At 70.4% G+C, this 17,815-nt stretch carries 19 protein-coding genes; 10 read left to right on the top strand and 9 right to left on the bottom strand.

From position 1 onward, the window contains the following. The first annotated feature begins 31 nt into the window (after positions 1 to 31). From KFLA_RS18840 to KFLA_RS18825, 4 genes are all read left to right on the top strand, one after another. Entirely contained in the window at positions 32 to 1,792 is a 1,761-nt protein-coding gene (locus KFLA_RS18840; RefSeq protein ID WP_012921402.1) for an ABC transporter substrate-binding protein, read from the top strand. 102 nt (positions 1,793 to 1,894) lie between these two features. Further along, positions 1,895 to 2,908: an ABC transporter permease gene (locus KFLA_RS18835; protein WP_041289385.1), complete on the top strand. Its 1,014-nt coding sequence runs from the start codon at positions 1,895 to 1,897 to the stop codon at positions 2,906 to 2,908. Next, complete coding sequence (locus KFLA_RS18830; protein ID WP_012921400.1) at positions 2,905 to 3,933, top strand: ABC transporter ATP-binding protein; 1,029 nt, start codon at positions 2,905 to 2,907, stop codon at positions 3,931 to 3,933. The genes KFLA_RS18835 and KFLA_RS18830 overlap by 4 nt, the downstream gene beginning before the upstream one ends. Positions 3,934 to 3,959: 26 nt before the next feature. Further along, positions 3,960 to 5,051, top strand: coding sequence for an ABC transporter ATP-binding protein (locus KFLA_RS18825; protein WP_041290242.1), 1,092 nt, complete (start codon positions 3,960 to 3,962; stop codon positions 5,049 to 5,051). A gap of 64 nt (positions 5,052 to 5,115) precedes the next feature. Here the strand turns inward: KFLA_RS18825 and KFLA_RS18820 are convergent, their stop codons facing one another. Next, on the bottom strand, positions 5,116 to 5,382 hold the full coding sequence (locus KFLA_RS18820; protein WP_049797375.1) for a sigma factor-like helix-turn-helix DNA-binding protein: 267 nt from the start codon (positions 5,380 to 5,382) through the stop codon (positions 5,116 to 5,118). A gap of 191 nt (positions 5,383 to 5,573) precedes the next feature. Here KFLA_RS18820 and KFLA_RS18815 point away from each other — a divergent pair, with 191 nt between their 5' ends. Both KFLA_RS18815 and KFLA_RS18810 read left to right on the top strand, forming a co-directional pair. Then, on the top strand, positions 5,574 to 6,092 hold the full coding sequence (locus KFLA_RS18815) for an RNA polymerase sigma factor (protein WP_237706538.1): 519 nt from the start codon (positions 5,574 to 5,576) through the stop codon (positions 6,090 to 6,092). Further along, entirely contained in the window at positions 6,089 to 6,790 is a 702-nt protein-coding gene (locus KFLA_RS18810) for a hypothetical protein (protein ID WP_012921397.1), read from the top strand. The genes KFLA_RS18815 and KFLA_RS18810 overlap by 4 nt, the downstream gene beginning before the upstream one ends. 36 nt (positions 6,791 to 6,826) lie before the next feature. On the opposite strand, the gene KFLA_RS18805 is transcribed toward KFLA_RS18810, so the two are convergent. Then, the gene (locus KFLA_RS18805; protein ID WP_041290239.1) at positions 6,827 to 7,549 is read right to left on the bottom strand and encodes a class I SAM-dependent DNA methyltransferase; all 723 of its coding nucleotides are present in this window, start codon (positions 7,547 to 7,549) and stop codon (positions 6,827 to 6,829) included. Positions 7,550 to 7,655: 106 nt separating this feature from the next. Here KFLA_RS18805 and KFLA_RS18800 point away from each other — a divergent pair, with 106 nt between their 5' ends. Beyond that, the gene (locus KFLA_RS18800) at positions 7,656 to 8,399 is read left to right on the top strand and encodes a hypothetical protein (protein ID WP_012921395.1); all 744 of its coding nucleotides are present in this window, start codon (positions 7,656 to 7,658) and stop codon (positions 8,397 to 8,399) included. A 14-nt stretch (positions 8,400 to 8,413) separates the two neighbouring features. Here the strand turns inward: KFLA_RS18800 and KFLA_RS18795 are convergent, their stop codons facing one another. Together KFLA_RS18795 and KFLA_RS18790 are read right to left on the bottom strand one after the other, a co-directional pair. Further along, positions 8,414 to 8,911, bottom strand: a complete 498-nt coding sequence (locus KFLA_RS18795; protein WP_012921394.1) for a phosphatase domain-containing protein — start codon at positions 8,909 to 8,911, stop codon at positions 8,414 to 8,416. Continuing rightward, complete coding sequence (locus KFLA_RS18790; protein WP_012921393.1) at positions 8,904 to 9,461, bottom strand: GNAT family N-acetyltransferase; 558 nt, start codon at positions 9,459 to 9,461, stop codon at positions 8,904 to 8,906. Before KFLA_RS18790 ends, KFLA_RS18795 begins: the two co-directional genes overlap by 8 nt. A 135-nt stretch (positions 9,462 to 9,596) precedes the next feature. On the opposite strand from KFLA_RS18790, the gene KFLA_RS18785 reads away from it, so the two are divergent. Further along, on the top strand, positions 9,597 to 10,727 hold the full coding sequence (locus tag KFLA_RS18785) for a metallophosphoesterase family protein (protein ID WP_012921392.1): 1,131 nt from the start codon (positions 9,597 to 9,599) through the stop codon (positions 10,725 to 10,727). Beyond that, a complete protein-coding gene (locus KFLA_RS39355; protein ID WP_012921391.1) occupies positions 10,724 to 13,504 on the top strand; it encodes an AAA family ATPase in 2,781 nt (926 codons plus the stop codon). The genes KFLA_RS18785 and KFLA_RS39355 overlap by 4 nt, the downstream gene beginning before the upstream one ends. A gap of 1 nt (position 13,505) precedes the next feature. Here KFLA_RS39355 and KFLA_RS18775 read toward each other — a convergent pair whose 3' ends face one another. The 4 genes from KFLA_RS18775 to fdhD all read right to left on the bottom strand — a co-directional run bounded on the left by KFLA_RS18775 (position 13,506) and on the right by fdhD (position 15,989). After that, positions 13,506 to 13,727: a hypothetical protein gene (locus KFLA_RS18775; protein WP_012921390.1), complete on the bottom strand. Its 222-nt coding sequence runs from the start codon at positions 13,725 to 13,727 to the stop codon at positions 13,506 to 13,508. Positions 13,728 to 13,753: 26 nt separating this feature from the next. Continuing rightward, the gene (locus KFLA_RS18770; protein ID WP_012921389.1) at positions 13,754 to 14,485 is read right to left on the bottom strand and encodes an anti-sigma factor; all 732 of its coding nucleotides are present in this window, start codon (positions 14,483 to 14,485) and stop codon (positions 13,754 to 13,756) included. A gap of 5 nt (positions 14,486 to 14,490) precedes the next feature. After that, entirely contained in the window at positions 14,491 to 15,090 is a 600-nt protein-coding gene (locus tag KFLA_RS18765) for a sigma-70 family RNA polymerase sigma factor (protein WP_012921388.1), read from the bottom strand. Between the two features lie 71 nt (positions 15,091 to 15,161). Continuing rightward, on the bottom strand, positions 15,162 to 15,989 hold the full coding sequence (fdhD, locus tag KFLA_RS18760) for a formate dehydrogenase accessory sulfurtransferase FdhD (RefSeq protein ID WP_012921387.1): 828 nt from the start codon (positions 15,987 to 15,989) through the stop codon (positions 15,162 to 15,164). A 146-nt stretch (positions 15,990 to 16,135) separates the two neighbouring features. Here fdhD and KFLA_RS18755 point away from each other — a divergent pair, with 146 nt between their 5' ends. Beyond that, on the top strand, positions 16,136 to 16,777 hold the full coding sequence (locus KFLA_RS18755) for a peptide deformylase (protein WP_041290237.1): 642 nt from the start codon (positions 16,136 to 16,138) through the stop codon (positions 16,775 to 16,777). Here KFLA_RS18755 and KFLA_RS18750 read toward each other — a convergent pair. Further along, a complete protein-coding gene (locus tag KFLA_RS18750) occupies positions 16,774 to 17,769 on the bottom strand; it encodes a phosphotransferase family protein (RefSeq protein WP_012921385.1) in 996 nt (331 codons plus the stop codon). The genes KFLA_RS18755 and KFLA_RS18750 overlap by 4 nt on opposite strands. Positions 17,770 to 17,815: the final 46 nt, after the last annotated feature.

Below are 17,815 nucleotides of genomic sequence, written 5' to 3'. Positions count from 1 at the left end.
CGGTTCTGACAAGAAGGGGTGCACCACCACGATGAGCATCAAACGACTGAGAACGGTTGCCGCGTTGTCGGCGGTCGCCGCTCTGGCGCTGTCCGCCTGTGGCGGCGGTGCCGGCAACGACAACGCGAACGGATCCGGTGGCGCGAAGAACGAGTTCAACGCGGCGCTGACCGAGGTGGTGAACCCTTCTGACAAGAAGGGCGGAACCGTCAAGATGGGGCACTCGGACACCTGGGACAGCTTGGACCCGGGGGAGACCTACTACGGCTACGCCTGGAACTTCGCCCGGCTGTACGGCCGCTCGCTGCTGATGTTCAAGCCGGCTCCCGGCAAGGCGTCCAACGAACTGGTTCCGGACCTGGCCGAGGGCCTCGGCGTGCCGAGCGAGGGTGGCAAGACCTGGACCTACAAGATCCGCAAGGGCGTCAAGTTCGACGACGGCACCGAGGTCAAGGCCAAGGATGTCAAGCACGCGGTGCTGCGGTCGACCGACAAGGAGACCTTCCCCAACGGTCCGGCGTACTTCGAGGCGTTCCTGAACCTGCCGGCCGGCTACAAGGGTCCGTACAAGTCGAAGGGTGTGAACACCGACTCGGCGATCAGCACCCCGGACGACTACACCATCGCCTTCCACCTGAAGAACGCTTTCGGTGGCTTCGACTACCTGGCGCAGCTGACCCAGACGATGCCGGTACCGGAGGCCAAGGACACCGGCGCCAAGTACCGCAACACGATTGTCTCCAGCGGCCCGTACAAGTTTGCGAACCTGCAGCCCGACAAGTCGTTCGAGCTCGTCCGCAACGAGCAGTGGGACCAGGCGACCGACCCGAACCGCAAGGCGCTGCCGGACAAGTACGAGGTCGCGCTGAAGGTCAACGCCGATGACATCGACAACCGGATCATCTCCGGTGACCTCGACATCGACGTTTCCGGTACCGGTGTCCAGCCCGCCTCGCTGAGCAAGGTGCTGACCGATCCGGCGCTGAAGGCGCAGTCGGACAACCCCACCATGTCGCGCCTGTGGTACACCTCGATCAACCCGACGGTTCCCCCGCTGAACAACGTCGAGTGCCGCAAGGCGGTCCAGTACGCCATGGACAAGACCAGCTACCAGACCGCCTACGGAGGCGCGTTCTCCGGTGGTGACCTGGCCACGACGATCATGCCGCCGGCGATCCCGGGCTACGAGAAGTTCGACCTGTACCCGGCCGGTCAGGACAACAAGGGCGACCTCGACAAGGCCAAGCAGGCGCTCACCGCGTGCGGTCAGCCGAACGGCTTCAGCACCAACATGGCCTATCGCTCCGACCGGCCCCGTGAGAAGGCAACCGCCGAGGCGTTCCAGCAGGCGCTGAAGCGGGTCGGAATCAACCTCACCCTGAAGGGCTACCCGTCCGGCGACTACTTCTCGCAGTACGCGGGCAACCCGCCGTTCGTCGTCGCGAACAAGATCGGTCTGGCCGCCAACGGCTGGGGCGCCGACTGGAACGACGGCTTCGGTTTCCTTTCGCAGATCGTCGACAGCCGGGTCATCCGGCCGACCGGTGGTTCGTCCAACACCAGTGTCCGGATCCCTGAGGTCGACAAGATGCTGGACGCCGCGATCGCCGAAACAGACACCGCCAAGCGCGAGAAGCTGTGGGCGCCGATCGACAAGCGGGTGATGGAAGAGGCTGTGATCTACCCGGGCGTGTACGCCAAGAGCCTGCTGCTGCGGCCGAAGAACCTCAGCAACGTCTTCATCAGCGACGCGTTCAACATGTACGACTACCTGAGCCTGGGTGTGAAGTAGCAGTCCGCACGGCCCTCTGTCAGGTTCTCACGTTAGGTAGGTGAAGGCTGCAGGTGCCCGGTCCGGGAGGATCTCCCGGACCGGGCACCGGTGCCGGGCACTGTGATCACATACATCATCAGGCGGCTGATCGCGGCTGCGGGTCTGCTCGTCATCGTCAGCGCGGTGACGTTCTCGATCTTCTACCTGGTCCCGCGGTGGGCCGGCGCGACGCCCGAGACTCTGGCGACCCGCTACGTCGGCCGAGCAGCCACCGAGGACACGGTCAAGCTGACCGCCGAGCGGCTCGGTCTGTACGACCCGATTGCAGTGCAGTACTGGAACTGGGCCAAGGGTGTCGTCGTCGGCGCCGAGTACGACTACGGCGCCGGAGTCGAGCGCTGCCCGGCGCCCTGTCTCGGCTACTCCTTCATCACCAAGCAGCCGGTGTGGCCCGAGCTGCTGGACCGAATACCGGTGACGTTGTCGCTGGCCGTGGGGGCATCGCTGCTCTGGTTGCTGGCCGGCGTCGCGACCGGTGTGCTGTCGGCGCTGAAACGCGGCTCGATCTTCGACCGCGCCGCGATGACGGTGGCCCTGGCCGGGGTGTCACTACCGATTTTCTTCACCGGCCTGATCTCCCTGGCTTTCTTCAGTTATCGCTTGGGCTGGACCCAACCCGGTGGAACCTTCGTTCCCTTCACCGACAATCCGTACCTGTGGGCGCAGGCGCTGATCCTGCCCTGGGTCACGCTCGCGTTCCTCTTCTCTGCGCAGTACGCCCGGCACACCCGGGCCGGCATGCTCGAGACGATGAACGAGGACTACATCCGGACGGCCCGGGCCAAGGGTCTGCCGGAGCGAACGGTTGTCGTCCAGCACGGACTGCGCGGTGCGCTGACGCCGATCCTCACCATCTTCGGTCTGGACCTCGGACTGCTGCTCGGCGGCGCGGTACTGACCGAGAAGACGTTCTCCCTGCCGGGGCTCGGCAAGTACGCGGTCGACGGCATCGTCGCCAACGACCTGCCGAAGATCCTCGGTGTGACGCTGGTCGCCGCGGTGTTCATCGTGCTGGCGAACCTGATCGTCGACCTCCTGTACGCCGTTGTCGACCCGAGGGTGCGCGCCAAATGACCGACTCCCAGCCTTTCCTCGAGGTCCGTGACCTCAAGGTGCACTTCCCGACCGACGACGGCCTGGTCAAGTCCGTCGACGGTCTGTCGTTCGCGCTGGAGCGGGGCAAGACGCTCGGCATCGTGGGCGAGTCCGGCTCCGGCAAGAGCGTGACCAGCCTGTCGATCATGGGCCTGCACAAAGGCGGCTCGGCGCGGATCAGCGGCGAGGTCCTGCTGGACGGGCAGGAGCTCGTCGGTGCCTCCGCCGAGGAGGTCCGGCTGCTGCGCGGCAAGCGGATGGCGATGATTTTCCAGGACCCGCTGTCGGCGATGCACCCGTACTACACGGTCGGGCACCAGATCATCGAGGCCTACCGGGTCCACAACCAGGTGACCAAGGCGGTCGCGCGCAAGCACGCGATCGACATGCTCGACCGGGTCGGTATTCCGCAGCCGGACCGGCGGGTGGACGCCTACCCGCACCAGTTCTCCGGCGGCATGCGGCAGCGCGCGATGATCGCGATGGCGCTGTCCTGCGACCCCGACCTGCTGATCGCCGACGAGCCGACCACCGCGCTCGACGTCACCGTGCAGGCGCAGATCCTGGACCTGATCCGGGACCTGCAGAGCGAGTTCAACTCCGCGGTCATCATCATCACCCACGACCTCGGCGTGGTCGCCGAGCTGGCCGACGACATCCAGGTGATGTACGCCGGCCGGGCGATCGAGTACGGCACCGCCGAGGACATCTTCGAGCGGCCGCAGCATCCCTACACCTGGGGACTGCTGGGTTCGATGCCGCGGATCGACCGGGAGCGCACGGAGCGGCTGATCCCGATCAAGGGCACGCCGCCCAGTCTGATCAACCCGCCGCCCGGCTGCCCGTTCAACCCGCGCTGCAACTACTCGGAGCTGAACGGCGGGCAGAGCGAGACCGAGCGGCCGGAGCTGCTGGAGATCGGCGCCGGGCACAAGGTGGCCTGCCACCTCGACCCGGCCCGTCGCCAGCAGATCTGGGACACCGAGATCAAGCCGAAGCTGTGAACGACACGGGGACCGACGGAGCGACTGTGACCACTGCTGAAACCGAACCCGTCGCGCCTGCCGTGGCGGAGGGCGACCCGCTGCTGTCGGTGACGAACCTGACCAAGCACTTCCCGATCCGGCGCGGCCTGCTGCAGCGCCAGGTCGGCGCCGTGCAGGCCGTCGACGGCCTCGACTTCACCGTCCGCAAGGGCGAGACGCTGTCGCTGGTGGGGGAGTCGGGCTGCGGCAAGACCACCACCGGCCGGCTGCTGACCCGGCTGCTGGAGCCGACCGACGGCAAGATCGTCTTCGAGGGCCACGACATCAGCCATCTCCGCGACGGCCGGATGCGGCCGCTGCGGCGCGACGTGCAGATGATCTTCCAGGACCCGTACGGGTCGCTGAACCCCCGGCACACCGTCGGCAAGATCGTCGGCGCGCCGTACCGGCTGCAGGGCGTGAAGCCCGAGGGCGGGGTCAAGAAGACCGTTCAGGAGCTGCTCGAGCTGGTCGGTCTGAGCCCGGAGCACTACAACCGGTACCCGCACGAGTTCTCCGGCGGCCAGCGGCAGCGGATCGGGATCGCCCGGACGCTGGCGCTGCGTCCGAAGCTGATCGTCGCCGACGAGCCGGTCTCCGCGCTCGACGTGTCGATCCAGGCGCAGGTGGTGAACCTGCTGGAGGACCTGCAGACCGAGTTCGACCTGACGTACGTGATGATCGCGCACGACCTGTCCGTGGTCCGGCACGTCTCGGACCGGGTCGCGGTGATGTACCTGGGCAAGATCGTCGAGCTGGCCGACCGGGTCAACCTGTACGAGAGCCCGATGCACCCGTACACGCTGGCGCTGCTGTCGGCGGTCCCGATCCCCGACACCAAGCGCAAGACCGAGCGGGAGCGCATCCGCCTGCAGGGCGACGTCCCCAGCCCGATCAACCCGCCGCCGGCCTGCCGCTTCCACACCCGCTGCTGGAAGGCCCAGGACATCTGCAAGACCATCGAACCCCCGCTGGTCCAGCTCGCTCCTGGCCACCAGTCGGCCTGCCACTTCCCGGAGAACGCCACCGAGGAACAGGCCGCCGCAGCCCTCAAGGCCGCCGAGACCATGCCCGGCAAGGACTCGGTCACGGCCTGACACCGCCCCATGCCCAGCAGGCCGTCGAGAATCTTCTCGGCGGCCTGTGTGCTGGACAGGCGCCCTAGCGGGCGACGCGTTGCATGATCAGGACGGCGTCGGGGCCGAGGTGGGAGCTGAGGCGGCGGAGGCCGTGGTTGGTGCGGCGTTTGATCGCCGGGACCGAGCAGCCGAGGATGTCGGCGGCTTCGGTCTCGGTGCGGGCCTCGTAGTAGCGCAGGACGAGCACGTCGCGCTGGCGTGGGGGCAGGGCCTGCAGCCCGGACCAGAGCCAGTGCCGTGCCGCGATGTCGTCCGTGTGCACCACCGTGCCGTGACTGCGCCGTGCCATCCCGATTCCCCCTTGTGCCCCCGCGGGCGCCGTCCGCCCGTTGTGCTCCCGATGACATGACGCGGTGGCACCCCCGATTGGTTGCACTCCAGCGAGAACTTTCTGCACACCGGGAACCAGGCCGCCGGTCGTGGTGTAGTTCGGGTGTCGGGAGAGGAGGCGGCATCAGCGACAGCGACGAGGCCGCGATCGTGCACCGGGTCCGGGGTGGTGACTCCACCGCCTACGCGGAGCTGGTGAACCGCCATGCCCGGGTGGCGCAGCGGATGGCCGTGCTGCTGGGCGCGGGAGCGGATGCGGACGACGTGGTGCAGGAGTCGTTCGTGAAGGCGTACCGCGCACTCGGCGGCTTCCGGGTGGACTCGGCGTTCCGGCCGTGGCTGCTGCGCATCGTCGCGAACGAGACGCGCAACGTGGTCCGGTCGCGGGGACGCCGAGCGCGCCGGGAGGAGCTGGCCGCTGTCCCCGACGAGGTGCTCGATCCGGCGGCGGTGGCGCTGTCGGCGGAGCGCCGGCGCGAGCTGCTCGACGCGTTGAAGGCTCTGCCCGAGCAGTACCGGTTGGTGGTCACCTGCCGCTACCTGCTCGAGCTGGACGAGCAGGAGACCGCGACAGTACTCGGCTGGCCGCGCGGCACCGTCAAGTCGCGCCTCCACCGGGCGCTGGGACGGCTGCGGAGCCAACTACCCGACAAGGAGGTGCAGCGATGACCGAGGAGCAGCTTGCTGACGAACTGCGCGCGCTCGGACGTTCCGTTGACCCTCCCGTGGCTCCCGACCTCACGACGGCGGTGCTGGAACGCGTCGAGGGCCAGCCTGTACGCCGTGCGCCGGCCGAGGTGATCCGCGCCAAGTGGCGGGCGCTGGTGGCGTTGCTGGCTCTGGTGGTCGCCGGGGCGGCGCTCGCTCCGCCGGTCCGAGCCGCAGTCGCCGAGTGGCTGAACATCGGCGGAGTCGAGGCGCGGCCGGTGCCGAGTGGACCGACGAGCGCGCCCGGTCCGCCGACGGCGGCGGGCCGCCTGTCGGTCGAGGAGGCAGGGCGGCGGGCGGGTCTCACCCCGATCACGCCGCAGCTTCTCGGTACGCCGACCGGCGTCGAGGCGTCGGACGGGATGGTCGCGATGAGCTGGGACACCCCCGAAGGGGTGCTCCGGTTGGAGCAGTTCTCGGACCGGCTGTCACCGGTGTACGTGAAGAAGTACTACCAGTCGCTCGAGCCGGTCAAGGTGGTCGACGGCTACTGGTTCAGCACGCCGCATGACCTGGTGCTCGAGGACGAGAACGGCGCCGAGCGGTCCGTGCGCGTGGCCGGGCCCACCCTGGTGTGGGTGTACGGCGGAACGACCTTCCGGCTGGAAGGTGCCACCGGCAAGGACCGGGCAACCGAGATCGCGCTCTCTGCGCGCTGAACCGGCGCTCACCGGAAGGCGCGGCGCACCGGAGGCTCAGCGGCCGTAGATCGAGACGTGCCGTCCTTCGCCGGTGTACGGCTCGCGCTCCCAGCCGGCCCAGCGGTCGACCAGGCGAAGGCCGGCCAGGCGCGCCATCAGGTCGAGCTCGGACGGCCAGGCCAGCCGGCAGGAGATCGGAGCCAGGTGCACGCCCGCGCCGTCCAGCCGGACGTGGTTCTCGTCGAGGATCTGGGTCACCGGGTCGTACCGGCACACGTCCAGCACCACGAACGACGACTCGACGCGTTCGGCGTTGACGTACTGGTTGCTCGGCAGCCAGGCGCTCGGCACGGCGGCCTCGACCAGGAAGACGCCGTCGTCGCCGAGATGCCGGGCGGCGTTCTCGAAGCAGCGGATCTGGTCGTCCTGGGTGAGCAGGTTGAAGATCGTGTTGAAGACCAGGTAGACGAGCGGATAGGTCCGGCCGGTCGTGGTGGTGGTCATGTCACCGTGCAGCACGGTCAGCTCCGCGCCGCCCGGCTTGCTGCGCAACTGGTCGATCATGTCCGTCGAGAGTTCGACGCCGTCGACCCGGAGGCCGCGTTCGGCCAGCGGGAGCGCGATCCGCCCGGTCCCGACGGCGAACTCCAGCGCGGAGTCTCCGTGCGCCAGCTCGGCCAGCAACGCGACCGTCACGTCCTCGTCGCCGCGCGGGGTCTGGTCGTACCAGCTGGAGACAGCGGGCCCGAAGGCGGCGGCCGGATCGAAATCTCGCATGCCGGCCATCTTGTCCGCACCCTCGTCCGGCCGGCAACGCAGTTTCGGCCGGAACCCCGGAGCGGGCGGCGGTGTAGACGCAGTAGCCGAGGAAAGGAGTACTGCGATGAGCCGCTGGAAGCGTTGGATCGGGGCGGGGTTCGCGATGGTGGTGTTCTGGGCGGGGACCGGGACGGCCCCGGCGCAGGCGGGCGGCCCGACCAGTGTGCTGCTGAGCGCGCCCGGCATTCCGAAGGTGGTTGCCACCGGCTACGACGATCCGCGGTACGCCGAACTCGGCTGGCTGGTCGGCGAGGAGCCGCCGCAGGGCGGACCGGAATCCGAGCAGGACCACGCGGTCGGCGCGTACGTCCGCGCGGCCTGGCTGATCCATGACATGGCGGTCTGGCGGCTGGACGTGATCTACCCGGACGCGCCGGGCGGGCCGTGGATCGCGACCACCCGCGACGTCACCGGCAGCGGCACACTGCCGGAGAAACCCGTCTGGCACCGTGCGGCGGACAGCGTCCGGCTGGTCAAGCTGCTGGTCGCGATGGGCCTGCTGGGCGGCAAACCGAACGCGACCACCGGCGCCCCGACCAGCCTGCCCACCGCCGTGTCGAACGACGGCGCCACCCCGGACGGCACCGCGACCGGCGGCGTCACGGGCGGCGGCACGACCGAGGCACACCCGACCGGAGCAGGCGCAACCGACGGGAGTCCGGCGGCTGCCGAGATCACCGCGGAGAGCGCGTTCTCAGGCTGGCGCTGGGCGATCCCGGGCGCGATCCTCGGGGCGTTGCTCGCCTTCGTCGCGACCAGATTCCGGCGATCCGGCCCCCGGGACTGGGAACTGATCGACCAGGAGTAGGCCGTCGGCCGGCCTCAGGTCCGGCCTTCCTTCTCCTGAGCCTCGAAGAGAGTCGGCTGGGTCTCGGCGTCGAGTCCCCAGTCGGCCCTCATCACCGTGTAGCCGGCCTTCTCCGCCGCCGCGCACACCTTGACGTCGTCGTCGACCAGCACAGCGACCGGCCGCTCCGCACTGAGCGCCTTCAGCCGGTACAGCTTCATCACCGCTGACGGCCGCCGGTCGGTGTTGCTGCGGAAGTAGATCTTGCCGTCGGGAAAGCCGTTGTCCTCGAGCCACTTGACCGTGTCCCGGCGCAACCGCTCCGGCCGTCCGGTCAGGTAGACGATCTCGTGGTCCGCCGCCAGCGTGGTCGCGACCGCCAGCCCTTCGTCGAGCACGGCGTCCTCCTTGGCGTGCGCGAAGAACGAGTCCCAGTCCTTCGGCCGTTGCTGCAGGAAGTGGATTCGCTCGCTGGTGTCGGACAGCGTCGCGTCGATGTCCAGTACGGCGTACGGTCGGCGGTCGTCAGGCACGGCTCCCAGCTAACCAGGTCGCCCGGTCGAGTGCGTACTCGACCTCGCCGTGCTCGGTGCCCGGCAGCGGGTCCTCGAAGTGCTCGTGCCAGAGCCGGACGAAGCGCAGTCCCGCCTTCGCCATCACCCGCCGGGAGCCGGTGTTCACCGCCATCGTCTGGGCGACCACCCGCTCGACGCCCAGTTCGCCGAACGCCTTCGCGACCAGCGCCCGGGTCCCTTCGGTCGCGTACCCGCGGCCCCACACCGCCCGGCGCAACCGGTACCCGACCTCGACCACCGCCGGCTCCCTGGTCGGCTGCAGGCCGAACCACCCGGCGAACTCCCCGCCCGCCTTCGTGTGCGCCGCGAACGTGCCCAGTCCAGGACGCAGGGCGTACGTCGCCAGGATCTCCGGCAGCACCTTCTGCTCGATCTCGTCCCGCGGCGTCGCCTGCCCGGTCAGGAACCGCATCACCTCGGGATCGGAGTCCAGCTCCACCAGCAGCTCGGCATCTCCCACGGTGAACCGCCTAAGCACCAGCCGCTCCGTCTCCAGCCACGTCTCCACGCGCTGATCCTGCAGCGCGGGGCGCACCGGCTCAACCGGTTTCGGCCGAAAAGGTGTTCGGATGCCGGGCGGTCCGGGGGTTGTGGGTGTGTTGGTTGGGCGGTAGTCGGTGGGTCGGGTTAGCGTTCTCGCGCGATGGACGAATCGATCACGTTTCTGCACAGTTCGGACTGGCAGCTGGGGATGATGCGCCGGTTCCTGGGGCCGGACGGTCAGGCCCGGTGGGGTCAGGCGCGGCTGGACGCTGTCGCGCGGATCGGTGCGGTCGCCGAGCGGACCGGTGCCCGGTTCCTGGTGGTCACCGGAGACGTGTTCGAGCACAACCAGGTCGAGCGGCAGACGATCCTGCGGGCGTGCGAGGCGTTGAAGCGGATCCCGGTGCCGGTGGTGCTGCTGCCGGGCAACCACGACGCGCTGGAGCCGGGCTCGCTGTGGACCTCGGCGCAGTGGACGGCGCACAAGCCGGACCACGTGTCGGTGGTGACCGACTCGACGCCGCTGGAGATCGTGCCGGGGGTCGAGCTGGTCGGAGCGCCGTGGCGGTCGCGCCGCCCGGTGTCGGACCCGGCTGCTCCCGGGTACGCCGGGCTCGGTCCGGCGCGGGCGGGGACGTACCGGATCCTGCTCGCGCACGGGCAGCTGACCAGCCTGAGCGGCGGCATGTCCGACGTACCGACGATCGACCAGGTCGCGCTGGAGGCGGCGGTCGCGGACGGGCGGCTGCACTACGTCGGGCTGGGTGACCGGCACTCGACGACCGAGGTGACCGAGCGGATCTGGTTCTCCGGGACGCAGGAGGTGACGGCGCCGGAGGAGACCCACCCCGGCAACGTGCTGGCGGTGACGCTGGCCGGTGAGTCGATCACCGTCGAGCCGCAGCGGGTCGGTGCCTGGCACATGGTCGAGCACCACGCGGAGCTGGACGGCGAGGAGTCGCTGCGGGCGCTGGAGGACTGGTTCGCCGAGCTGCCGGACAAGGAGCGCACGTACGTCCGGCTGGCCGCGGACGGGTCGCTGCCGCTGCCGCTGATGAGCCGGCTGGACGCCATGATCGACGCCCTGGGCGAGGTGTTCGCCAGCGTCGAGAAGTGGCCCAAGTTCTGGACCGTCCGGCCGGCACCGGAGGCCGCCGACCTGGACGCGCTGCAGCTGAGTGGTCCGGCGCGCGCGGCCATGGAGGAACTGCGGCAGGCGCTGGCCGGTGGCGACGAGGCCGCGGGCGCCGCGCTGACCCTGATGCACCGCCTGGCGCGGGACGCGGGATGAGACTGCACAGTCTGACGCTGCGGAACTTCCGCGGCGTCACGGATCGGACCGTCCGGCTGCCCTCGATCGGCACCACCGTGGTGGTCGGCGACAACGAGGTCGGCAAGTCCAGCCTGGTCGAGGCGTTCGCGCTGGTGTTCGACCTGCCGGACGACTCCAAGTCCAAGCGGATCGCCGACATCCAGCCGGTCGGCCACGACGTCGCGCCGGAGGTGACCGTCGAGCTGACACTGGGCGGCCGCGAGCTGACCTACACCAAGCGCTGGCTGAAGAACCGGTCGACCGAGCTCACCGTGGTGGAGCCGGACGGACGCCGGCAGTCGTGGACCGGCCGCGAGGCGCACAACGAGGCCGAGCGGCTCTTCAACGAGAACGTCGACCCGGTGCTGTGGCAGACACTGATGGTCAGCCAGGGGCAGTCGCTGGTGCTGCCGACGCCGGCGGACGCGGAGCCGCTGATCACGGCGGTCACCGCCGAGTCCGGTACGCCGGTCGACGGCGCCTCGATGCCGCTGGTGTCGGCCGTCGAGCACGAGTACCTGCGCTACTGGACACCGCGCGGCCGCCCGACCGGGGACTTCGCCAAGTCCGCCCAGGCGGTGGCGACGGCCGAGCTGACGGCGGCGCAGGCGGCCAAGGCGATGGAGGAGGTTGTCGCCGACATCCGCCGGGCCGAGCGGCTCGCTCTCGACCTGGACGACCTGAGCACGCGGTTGACCGATCACCTGCGCTCGGTCGAGGAGCTGCGCGAGCGCAAGAAGGCGACCGACGAGATCCTGCTCCGCCGCGACTCCGTCCGGGCCCGTGCGGAGACCGCGCGCGCCCGCTTGGAGAACCACACCCGCACCAGGCGTGAGCGTGAGCGGCTGCTGGCCGATGTCGAGCGGTTCACGGCGATCGCAGCCGAGCTGGCCGAGCGCCGGACCGAGGCGGAGACCGTCGCCAAGGCGTCGGCCGAGACCGTGCACGCAGCCGAGGCCGCGCTCGCCGAGGTCGTCGAGTTGAAGGACGACCGGCGCACCGACGTGCAGCAGGCCGAGCATCGGGTGTCCGAGCTGATGGACCGGGCCGAGCTGGACCGGCTGATGGGTCAGCAGACCGAGCTGGCCGACGTCCGGGCCCGGATCGCGGCGGCGTCCCAGGTGCTCGACGGGATCAAGGTCACCGACCGGCTGGTTGCCGAGCTGGAGGACGCTCGGGCGAAGGTCGTCGAGGCCCGCGCCGCGCTGGCGGCCGGCGTACCGGACGTGCTGGTACGCCGGGTCGGCGCCGAGGTGGTGTCGTTGTCCGGGACCGGCCTGGACGCGGGTGGATCGGCGGTGCCGGCGGAGCTGGACGAAGGCGCCGAGCTGTCGCTGCTGGTCTCGGGCGAGCTGGTCGTCGGCGTACCGGGGCAGGTGGAGGTGACTGTCCGCGCGGGTGGCGAGGCGGCCGGCCTGCGCTCGCTGGTGGACGAAGCCGTACGGCGTGAGCAGGACCTGCTGAAGCGGGCGAAGGTCCGCGATCTGCAGGCGGCGCGAGAGCTGCTGCGCAAGAGCGACACGGCAACGGCGGAGCTGCAGGAGGCCCGGCGTACGGAGCGGTCGCTGACGGCCGGGGGAGACCCGGGCGAGCGGATCGCTCTGCTGTGCGCGCGGCTGGGGATCGCGGGCGAGGACGAGGAGCCCGAGGAGGAAGAGACCGCGCCCAAGGGCAAGCAGCAGCCCGCGGTGGAGAACGTGCCCGGGCAGATGTCGCTGTTCGAGGAGTTCACCGAGGACACCTTCGACTTCGAGGACCTGGTGGTGCCGGAGCCGGCCGCGCCGGACGATCTGGCGGGTGCGCAGCGGGCGCTGGAGGACGCGCGGAACGAGCTGGCGGCGGCTGAGCGGTTGCTGTCGGACGCGGAGTTCGCGGCGGCGCAGGCGCGGAAGGCGGCTGACGAGGACCGGTCCGAAGCGCAGCAGGCGCGGGCCCGGGCCGAGCTGGCGGCCGAGCGGGTCGCGGCGGCCACGGCCGAGCTGGAGGCCGCGCGGGTTGTGCTCGCCGACGACGACGTCGAGGCCGAGGAGGAGAAGGCGACCGCCGAAGTCGAGGCGGTGCTGGAGGAGCTGACGGCCGTCCAGGAGCAGGTGGACGCGGCTGGTGCGGACGAGGTCGCGGGGGAGTTGGCGGACGCGCTGGCCGTGGCGAATCGGCTGCAGACCGAGCGGGACACGCTGCGGGACTCCCTGCGGACGACGGAGGGCCGGTTGGAGCAGTCGGGACGCGACGGCTTGGCCACCCGGCAGGACGCGGCCGAGCTGGAACTGGCCGCCGTCCGGGCCGAGCACGAGAACCTGCACCGCCGGGCGGAGGCGGCTCGGCGGGTCCACGAGACCCTTGGGCGGCACCGGGCGGCCGCGCAGACGAAGTACTCGGAGCCGTTGCAGTCCAGGATCGAGGCGCTCGGCCGCAGTGTGTACGGGCCGACCTTCCGGGTCTGGCTGGACGACGACCTCGCCGTCGCCGAACGCGAACTGGACGGCGCCCGGCTCAGCATCGACGCGCTGTCCACCGGCGCCCAGGAGCAGCTCGCGATCATCACCCGGCTCGCGATCAGCCACCTGGTCAGCACCGGCGAAGGCAGTGTCCCGGTCATCTTCGACGACGCCCTCGGCTGGTCCGACAAGGGCCGCCTGCGCGACATGGGCGCCCTGCTCGGCCGCGCCGGCGACCACGGCCAGGTCATCATCCTGACCTGCATGCCCGAACGCTACGAGTACGTGCCCCGAGCAACCTTCATCAAACTCGACTGAGCTAGAGGTCGTTTGGGGAGCCCTGGGCGGCTTTGCGGGTGGTGGCGGACTGTTGTTCCTGGTGAGCGGAGTATGCCGTGGTGTGGTAGGCCTCGTTGTAGGCGGCCATGGCGTCGCCGAGGGCGGCGCCGGCTGTGCCGCGTTTGCGGGACCACCTCGCGAGGGCGGTGAACAGCGCCAGGGTGACGGCCAGGGCTGCGAGCAGGATCAGGTACGGCAGCATCCGGCCAGCGTACGGCGCGGTCGGGATCAGGCCATCCGGACGAGGGCGGCGGGAGCCTGAGTGGGGGCGTCGACGCCGGGGGTGTTCTCGACGGTGATGCCGAGGGCGATCTTGTCGGTGATGCCGCCCTGGATCAGCTTGCTGTCCTCGGGCGCCGCGATGCCGGCCGAGTGCATCGCCTCGGAGCGGTCTTGCAGCCAGAGCTGGTAGGTCTTGCCGTCGGGCAGTTTCGCCAGGCCGTGCAGCAGCACGATGGCGCGGTCCTGGCTCGGCGACATCACGACTGTCGCCTGACCGCCGCCGGCGACGTCGCTGCGGGCGGTCCTCGCGTCCGGCTGGGACAGCAGTGCGGCGAGCTCCTGGTTCTGCCGCTCGAGCCGCTGGCTGTCGCGGTACTGGTCGACCGCAATGCCACCCGCGCCGGCGACGGCCAGCGCGGCGGCGGCCAGGCCGAAGACCGAGCGCCGGCTGTACCGCCGGTGCGCGAGCTCGTCCACCGGTGCCGGCTCCGGCTCGCGGACCAGCGGCGGCAGCTGCCGGGTGGTCGCGATCTCGGCGAGCACCCGTGACCTCAGTGCAGGTGGCGGCGGCGCCGCGACGGCCGTGCCGAGCTTGTTGGCTGCTTCCCGCAGCTCGGCGACCTCTGCGCTGCACGAGGAGCAGTCGGCGAGATGCCGCTCGAAGCCGATCCGCTCGTCCTCGGGCAGCGCGTTCAGCACGTAGGGGCCGGTCAGCATGTGCACATCAGGCGGCGTCATGGCCCTCACTTCTCCGTCACACCCAGGCAGTCGCGCAGCCGGATCAGGCCGTCGCGCATCCGCGCCTTGATCGTCGCCAGTTTGGCGTCCAGCAGTTCGGCGACTTCGCGGTAGGAGTATCCGCCGTAGTAGGCCAGTGTCACCGACTCCCGTTGCAGCTCGGTCAGCGCCGAGAGGCAGTTCCGCACCTGCTGGACCTCCAGGTTCGAGGTGACCGCCTCGGCCACCTCGTCGTACTCCGTGGTGGCGCTGGCCGCGGCCATCGCCTGCTCACGGTCGGTCGACGACTGCTCGGAGCGGACCCGGTCGATCGCCCGCCGGTGCGCCATCGTGAGGATCCAGGAGGCGGGTGAGCCGCGGTCGGCGTCGTACCGGGTGCAGGTCCGCCAGACTTCGACCATCACCTCCTGGGTGACCTCCTCGGACTGGGCCGGGTTGCGCAGCACCCGCCGGATCAGGCCGTAGACGCGCGGCACCATCTGGTCGTACAGCTGGGCGAACGCGTCGGAGTCCCCACGGGCCACCCGAGCCATCAGCTCGGTCGGCGTGGTCCCGCCGGCCCCGGCCACCAGCGGCCACGGAAGGGCTGTCGACTCCTCGCTCACAAGCGGACATCCTCTTCGGTTGTCGAACAAGTCGGAGGATCTTCGGAGCCGCCGGGCCGGCGGATGGGTGTTCAGTGCAGGATACGCCCCGGAGTGCTGTAGATCACACAGCGCTCACCGCGGGTGAAGCCGGCCAGTGTGATCCCGAACCGCCGAGCCAGGTCGACGGCCAGGCTGGACGGGGCGCCGACCGCGACGATCATGCCGATCCCGGCCGCGACCGCCTTCTGAACCAGTTCGTACCCGGCGCGGCCGCTGAGCACCAGCACCAGGCCCTTCCGGCTGTGCTGGTTGAGCACCGTCCAGCCGATCACCTTGTCGACGGCGTTGTGCCGGCCGACGTCCTCCTTGACGACCACCTTGCGGCCGTCGGCGGTGAACAGACCGGCCGCGTGCAGTCCACCGGTCCGGCCGAACGTGGGCTGCGCCTCCCGCAGCAGGTCGGGCAGCCGCAGCACGACGTCCAGCGGGGCCTCGACCGGGTCGACGGGGGCGTAGGCGCGCTCGGCCAGTTCGTCCAGGCTCTGCTGGCCGCAGACCCCGCAGGCGGCCGACGTCACGCCGTACCGCTCGAGCGGCTCGCGGTCCGGCGGGCCGTCGAAGGTCACCGTGACGGTGTTGAACTGCTGCTCCCGGGTCAGCTGCACATCGGTGCAGTAGGCAACGGTCTTGAGGGCGTCGGGGCGGACCGCGAACCCCTCGCCGAGACAGAACCCGGCGGCGAGCTCGAAGTCGGCGCCGGGCGTGCGCATCGTCACCGTCAGCGGCGCGGCCGGCCGGCCCGGCCACTCCAGCCGCAGCTCGAGCGGTTCCTCGGTGACCACGACGTCCTCGCGGCGAGACAGCTTGTCGCCGTCGAGAACCTCGACCTTGTACCGCGTCACCGGCCCTTTGCCCATGCGTCGATCCTATGCTGCCGGGTGGAACCGATCGATCGGAGCGAGCCGTGCCACTGTCCCGGCGGGTGCTGTTGACGAGCGCGCTCGTCGCACCGCTGACCCAGCACGTGGCCGGCACGGACCACGTCACCACTTCCCGAGGGGTTATGAGCACATCCAGCACTGTCAAGGACCGGGTCGAGGCCCTGGTCGAGCTGTACCGCGACGACGTGGCGCCGATCGTGCAGCTCGGCGACCCGGTCCTGCGCCGGAAGGCCGAGCCGTTCGACGGCCAGTTCGACGACGGCCTGCTGAAGGACTTCGTCGAGCTGCTCCGGCGGACCATGCTGGCGGCGCCCGGAGTCGGACTGGCCGCGCCACAAGTCGGCGTACCGCTGCGGATTGCTGTGCTGGAGGATCCGGCGACGGTCTCGGCCGAGGTGGCCGAGGCGCGTGAGCGGTATCCGCTGGAGTTTCTGGCGGTGCTGAACCCGGAGTACGCGCCGCGCGGGCGGGACAAGCGCGGCTTTTACGAGGGCTGTCTGAGCATGCCGGGCTTCACCGGGGTGGTGAGCCGTCCACTCAAGGTCGACGCCGGCTACTCCGACCTCACCGGGGCCCGTCGCCGGCTCACCCTGTCCGGCTGGCAGGCCCGGATCTTCCAGCACGAGACCGATCACCTCAACGGCAGGCTGTACGTCGACCAGGTCGAGCCCCGGTCGATGGCGACCTCCACCAGCTACACCAACCGGTGGGCCGATCCGGTCCCGACCAGAGCTGCCGAGGAACTGGGCTTCGACCTCGACTAAACGTCCCAGCCGCGGCGCAGGGCCAGCCAGTCGAGGAAGGTCCAGGCGTACAGGCGCTGATGCCGGCGCAGCTCAGGAGTACAGCCGGGCGGCGGCGGCGCGTCGAGTGCGTCGAGCATGTACGCCGCGATGATGGCCGCGCAGCAGTCGAGGTCGTCGGCGGGCACGTCGGCGGTGAGCGGGCTCCGGCGGATCGCGGCGGCGGTGTCGATGCCGTGCGCCTGGGCAACCGGCAGCAGGCCGACCCAGTCGCACCAGGCCGGGCCGAGCGACAGCCAGTTCCAGTCGACGGTCCAGCACTGGCCGGTGCGGTCGATCAAGAGGTTGTCGGGGCGCAGGTCGCTGTGCATGGCCGAGTCGCCGGCCAGCGCGACGGGATAGCGGGCGATCAGGGCGGAGAGCTCGGGCAGCGCGGTCGGCAGCCACGGCTGGAAGCCGGGCGGGAGCGGGCGGTCGCCGGCGAGAATCTCGTCGGCCAGGTGAAACGGAAAGCCGCCGGCCTCCAGCTCGGCGACGAAGGTGGCGAGGCCGGCCAGCGGCGTCGGGCTGAGAGCTTCGGCCATCACCTCGCAGGCCGCGGTCGCGGCGGCGAAGTCCGCAGCGGTCCACGGCGTGCCCGGCATCCGGCCGGCCACGTACTCCGAGGCGACGGCGAACCACCTTTCACCCGCACTGCCGCCGGCCTGGGCGGTGGCGACGACGGCCGGAACCCGGACGGCGGGTGGGAGCTGCGGGACGATCTCCGCCTCGCGCCGGTACGCGTCGTACCCGTGCTGCGTGTCCGGCGCGGCCTTGGCAAACACCTTGCGACCGTCGGCCAGCCGTAACGGGGCCGCGAGGCCGCCGGTGAAGCCGGCGCCGACCGACGGTCCGGCCTCCACGATCTCGGTGCCCAGAGCAACAGCGAGCGAGCGCCGGAGTGCCTCGGGCAGCGCGCTCCACGCCGGACGCGCCGAGGTGGCGCTGTAGTCGACGACAGGCGGCCCGGACATGCCCAGACCCTAGCCCGGCAACCAGCAGATGGGCGGTTAGCGTGCG

This window comes from Kribbella flavida DSM 17836 (assembly GCF_000024345.1).
GTDB classification, from domain to species: domain Bacteria; phylum Actinomycetota; class Actinomycetes; order Propionibacteriales; family Kribbellaceae; genus Kribbella; species Kribbella flavida.
The sequence above is the reverse complement of the archived record's forward strand: the minus strand, read 5'-3'. Positions and strand labels throughout refer to the sequence as shown.

Excerpts from the sequence above, each read along its gene's own strand:
- KFLA_RS18840 (WP_012921402.1), top strand. The coding sequence starts at position 32 with ATGAGCATCAAACGACTGAGAACGGTTGCCGCGTTGTCGGCGGTCGCC.
- KFLA_RS18830 (WP_012921400.1), top strand. The coding sequence starts at position 2,905 with ATGACCGACTCCCAGCCTTTCCTCGAGGTCCGTGACCTCAAGGTGCAC.
- KFLA_RS18820 (WP_049797375.1), bottom strand. The coding sequence starts at position 5,382 with ATGGCACGGCGCAGTCACGGCACGGTGGTGCACACGGACGACATCGCG.
- KFLA_RS18810 (WP_012921397.1), top strand. The coding sequence starts at position 6,089 with ATGACCGAGGAGCAGCTTGCTGACGAACTGCGCGCGCTCGGACGTTCC.
- KFLA_RS18805 (WP_041290239.1), bottom strand. The coding sequence starts at position 7,549 with ATGCGAGATTTCGATCCGGCCGCCGCCTTCGGGCCCGCTGTCTCCAGC.
- KFLA_RS18800 (WP_012921395.1), top strand. The coding sequence starts at position 7,656 with ATGAGCCGCTGGAAGCGTTGGATCGGGGCGGGGTTCGCGATGGTGGTG.
- KFLA_RS18785 (WP_012921392.1), top strand. The coding sequence starts at position 9,597 with ATGGACGAATCGATCACGTTTCTGCACAGTTCGGACTGGCAGCTGGGG.
- KFLA_RS39355 (WP_012921391.1), top strand. The coding sequence starts at position 10,724 with ATGAGACTGCACAGTCTGACGCTGCGGAACTTCCGCGGCGTCACGGAT.
- KFLA_RS18775 (WP_012921390.1), bottom strand. The coding sequence starts at position 13,727 with ATGCTGCCGTACCTGATCCTGCTCGCAGCCCTGGCCGTCACCCTGGCG.
- KFLA_RS18770 (WP_012921389.1), bottom strand. The coding sequence starts at position 14,485 with ATGACGCCGCCTGATGTGCACATGCTGACCGGCCCCTACGTGCTGAAC.
- fdhD (WP_012921387.1), bottom strand. The coding sequence starts at position 15,989 with ATGGGCAAAGGGCCGGTGACGCGGTACAAGGTCGAGGTTCTCGACGGC.
- KFLA_RS18755 (WP_041290237.1), top strand. The coding sequence starts at position 16,136 with ATGAGCACATCCAGCACTGTCAAGGACCGGGTCGAGGCCCTGGTCGAG.
- KFLA_RS18750 (WP_012921385.1), bottom strand. The coding sequence starts at position 17,769 with ATGTCCGGGCCGCCTGTCGTCGACTACAGCGCCACCTCGGCGCGTCCG.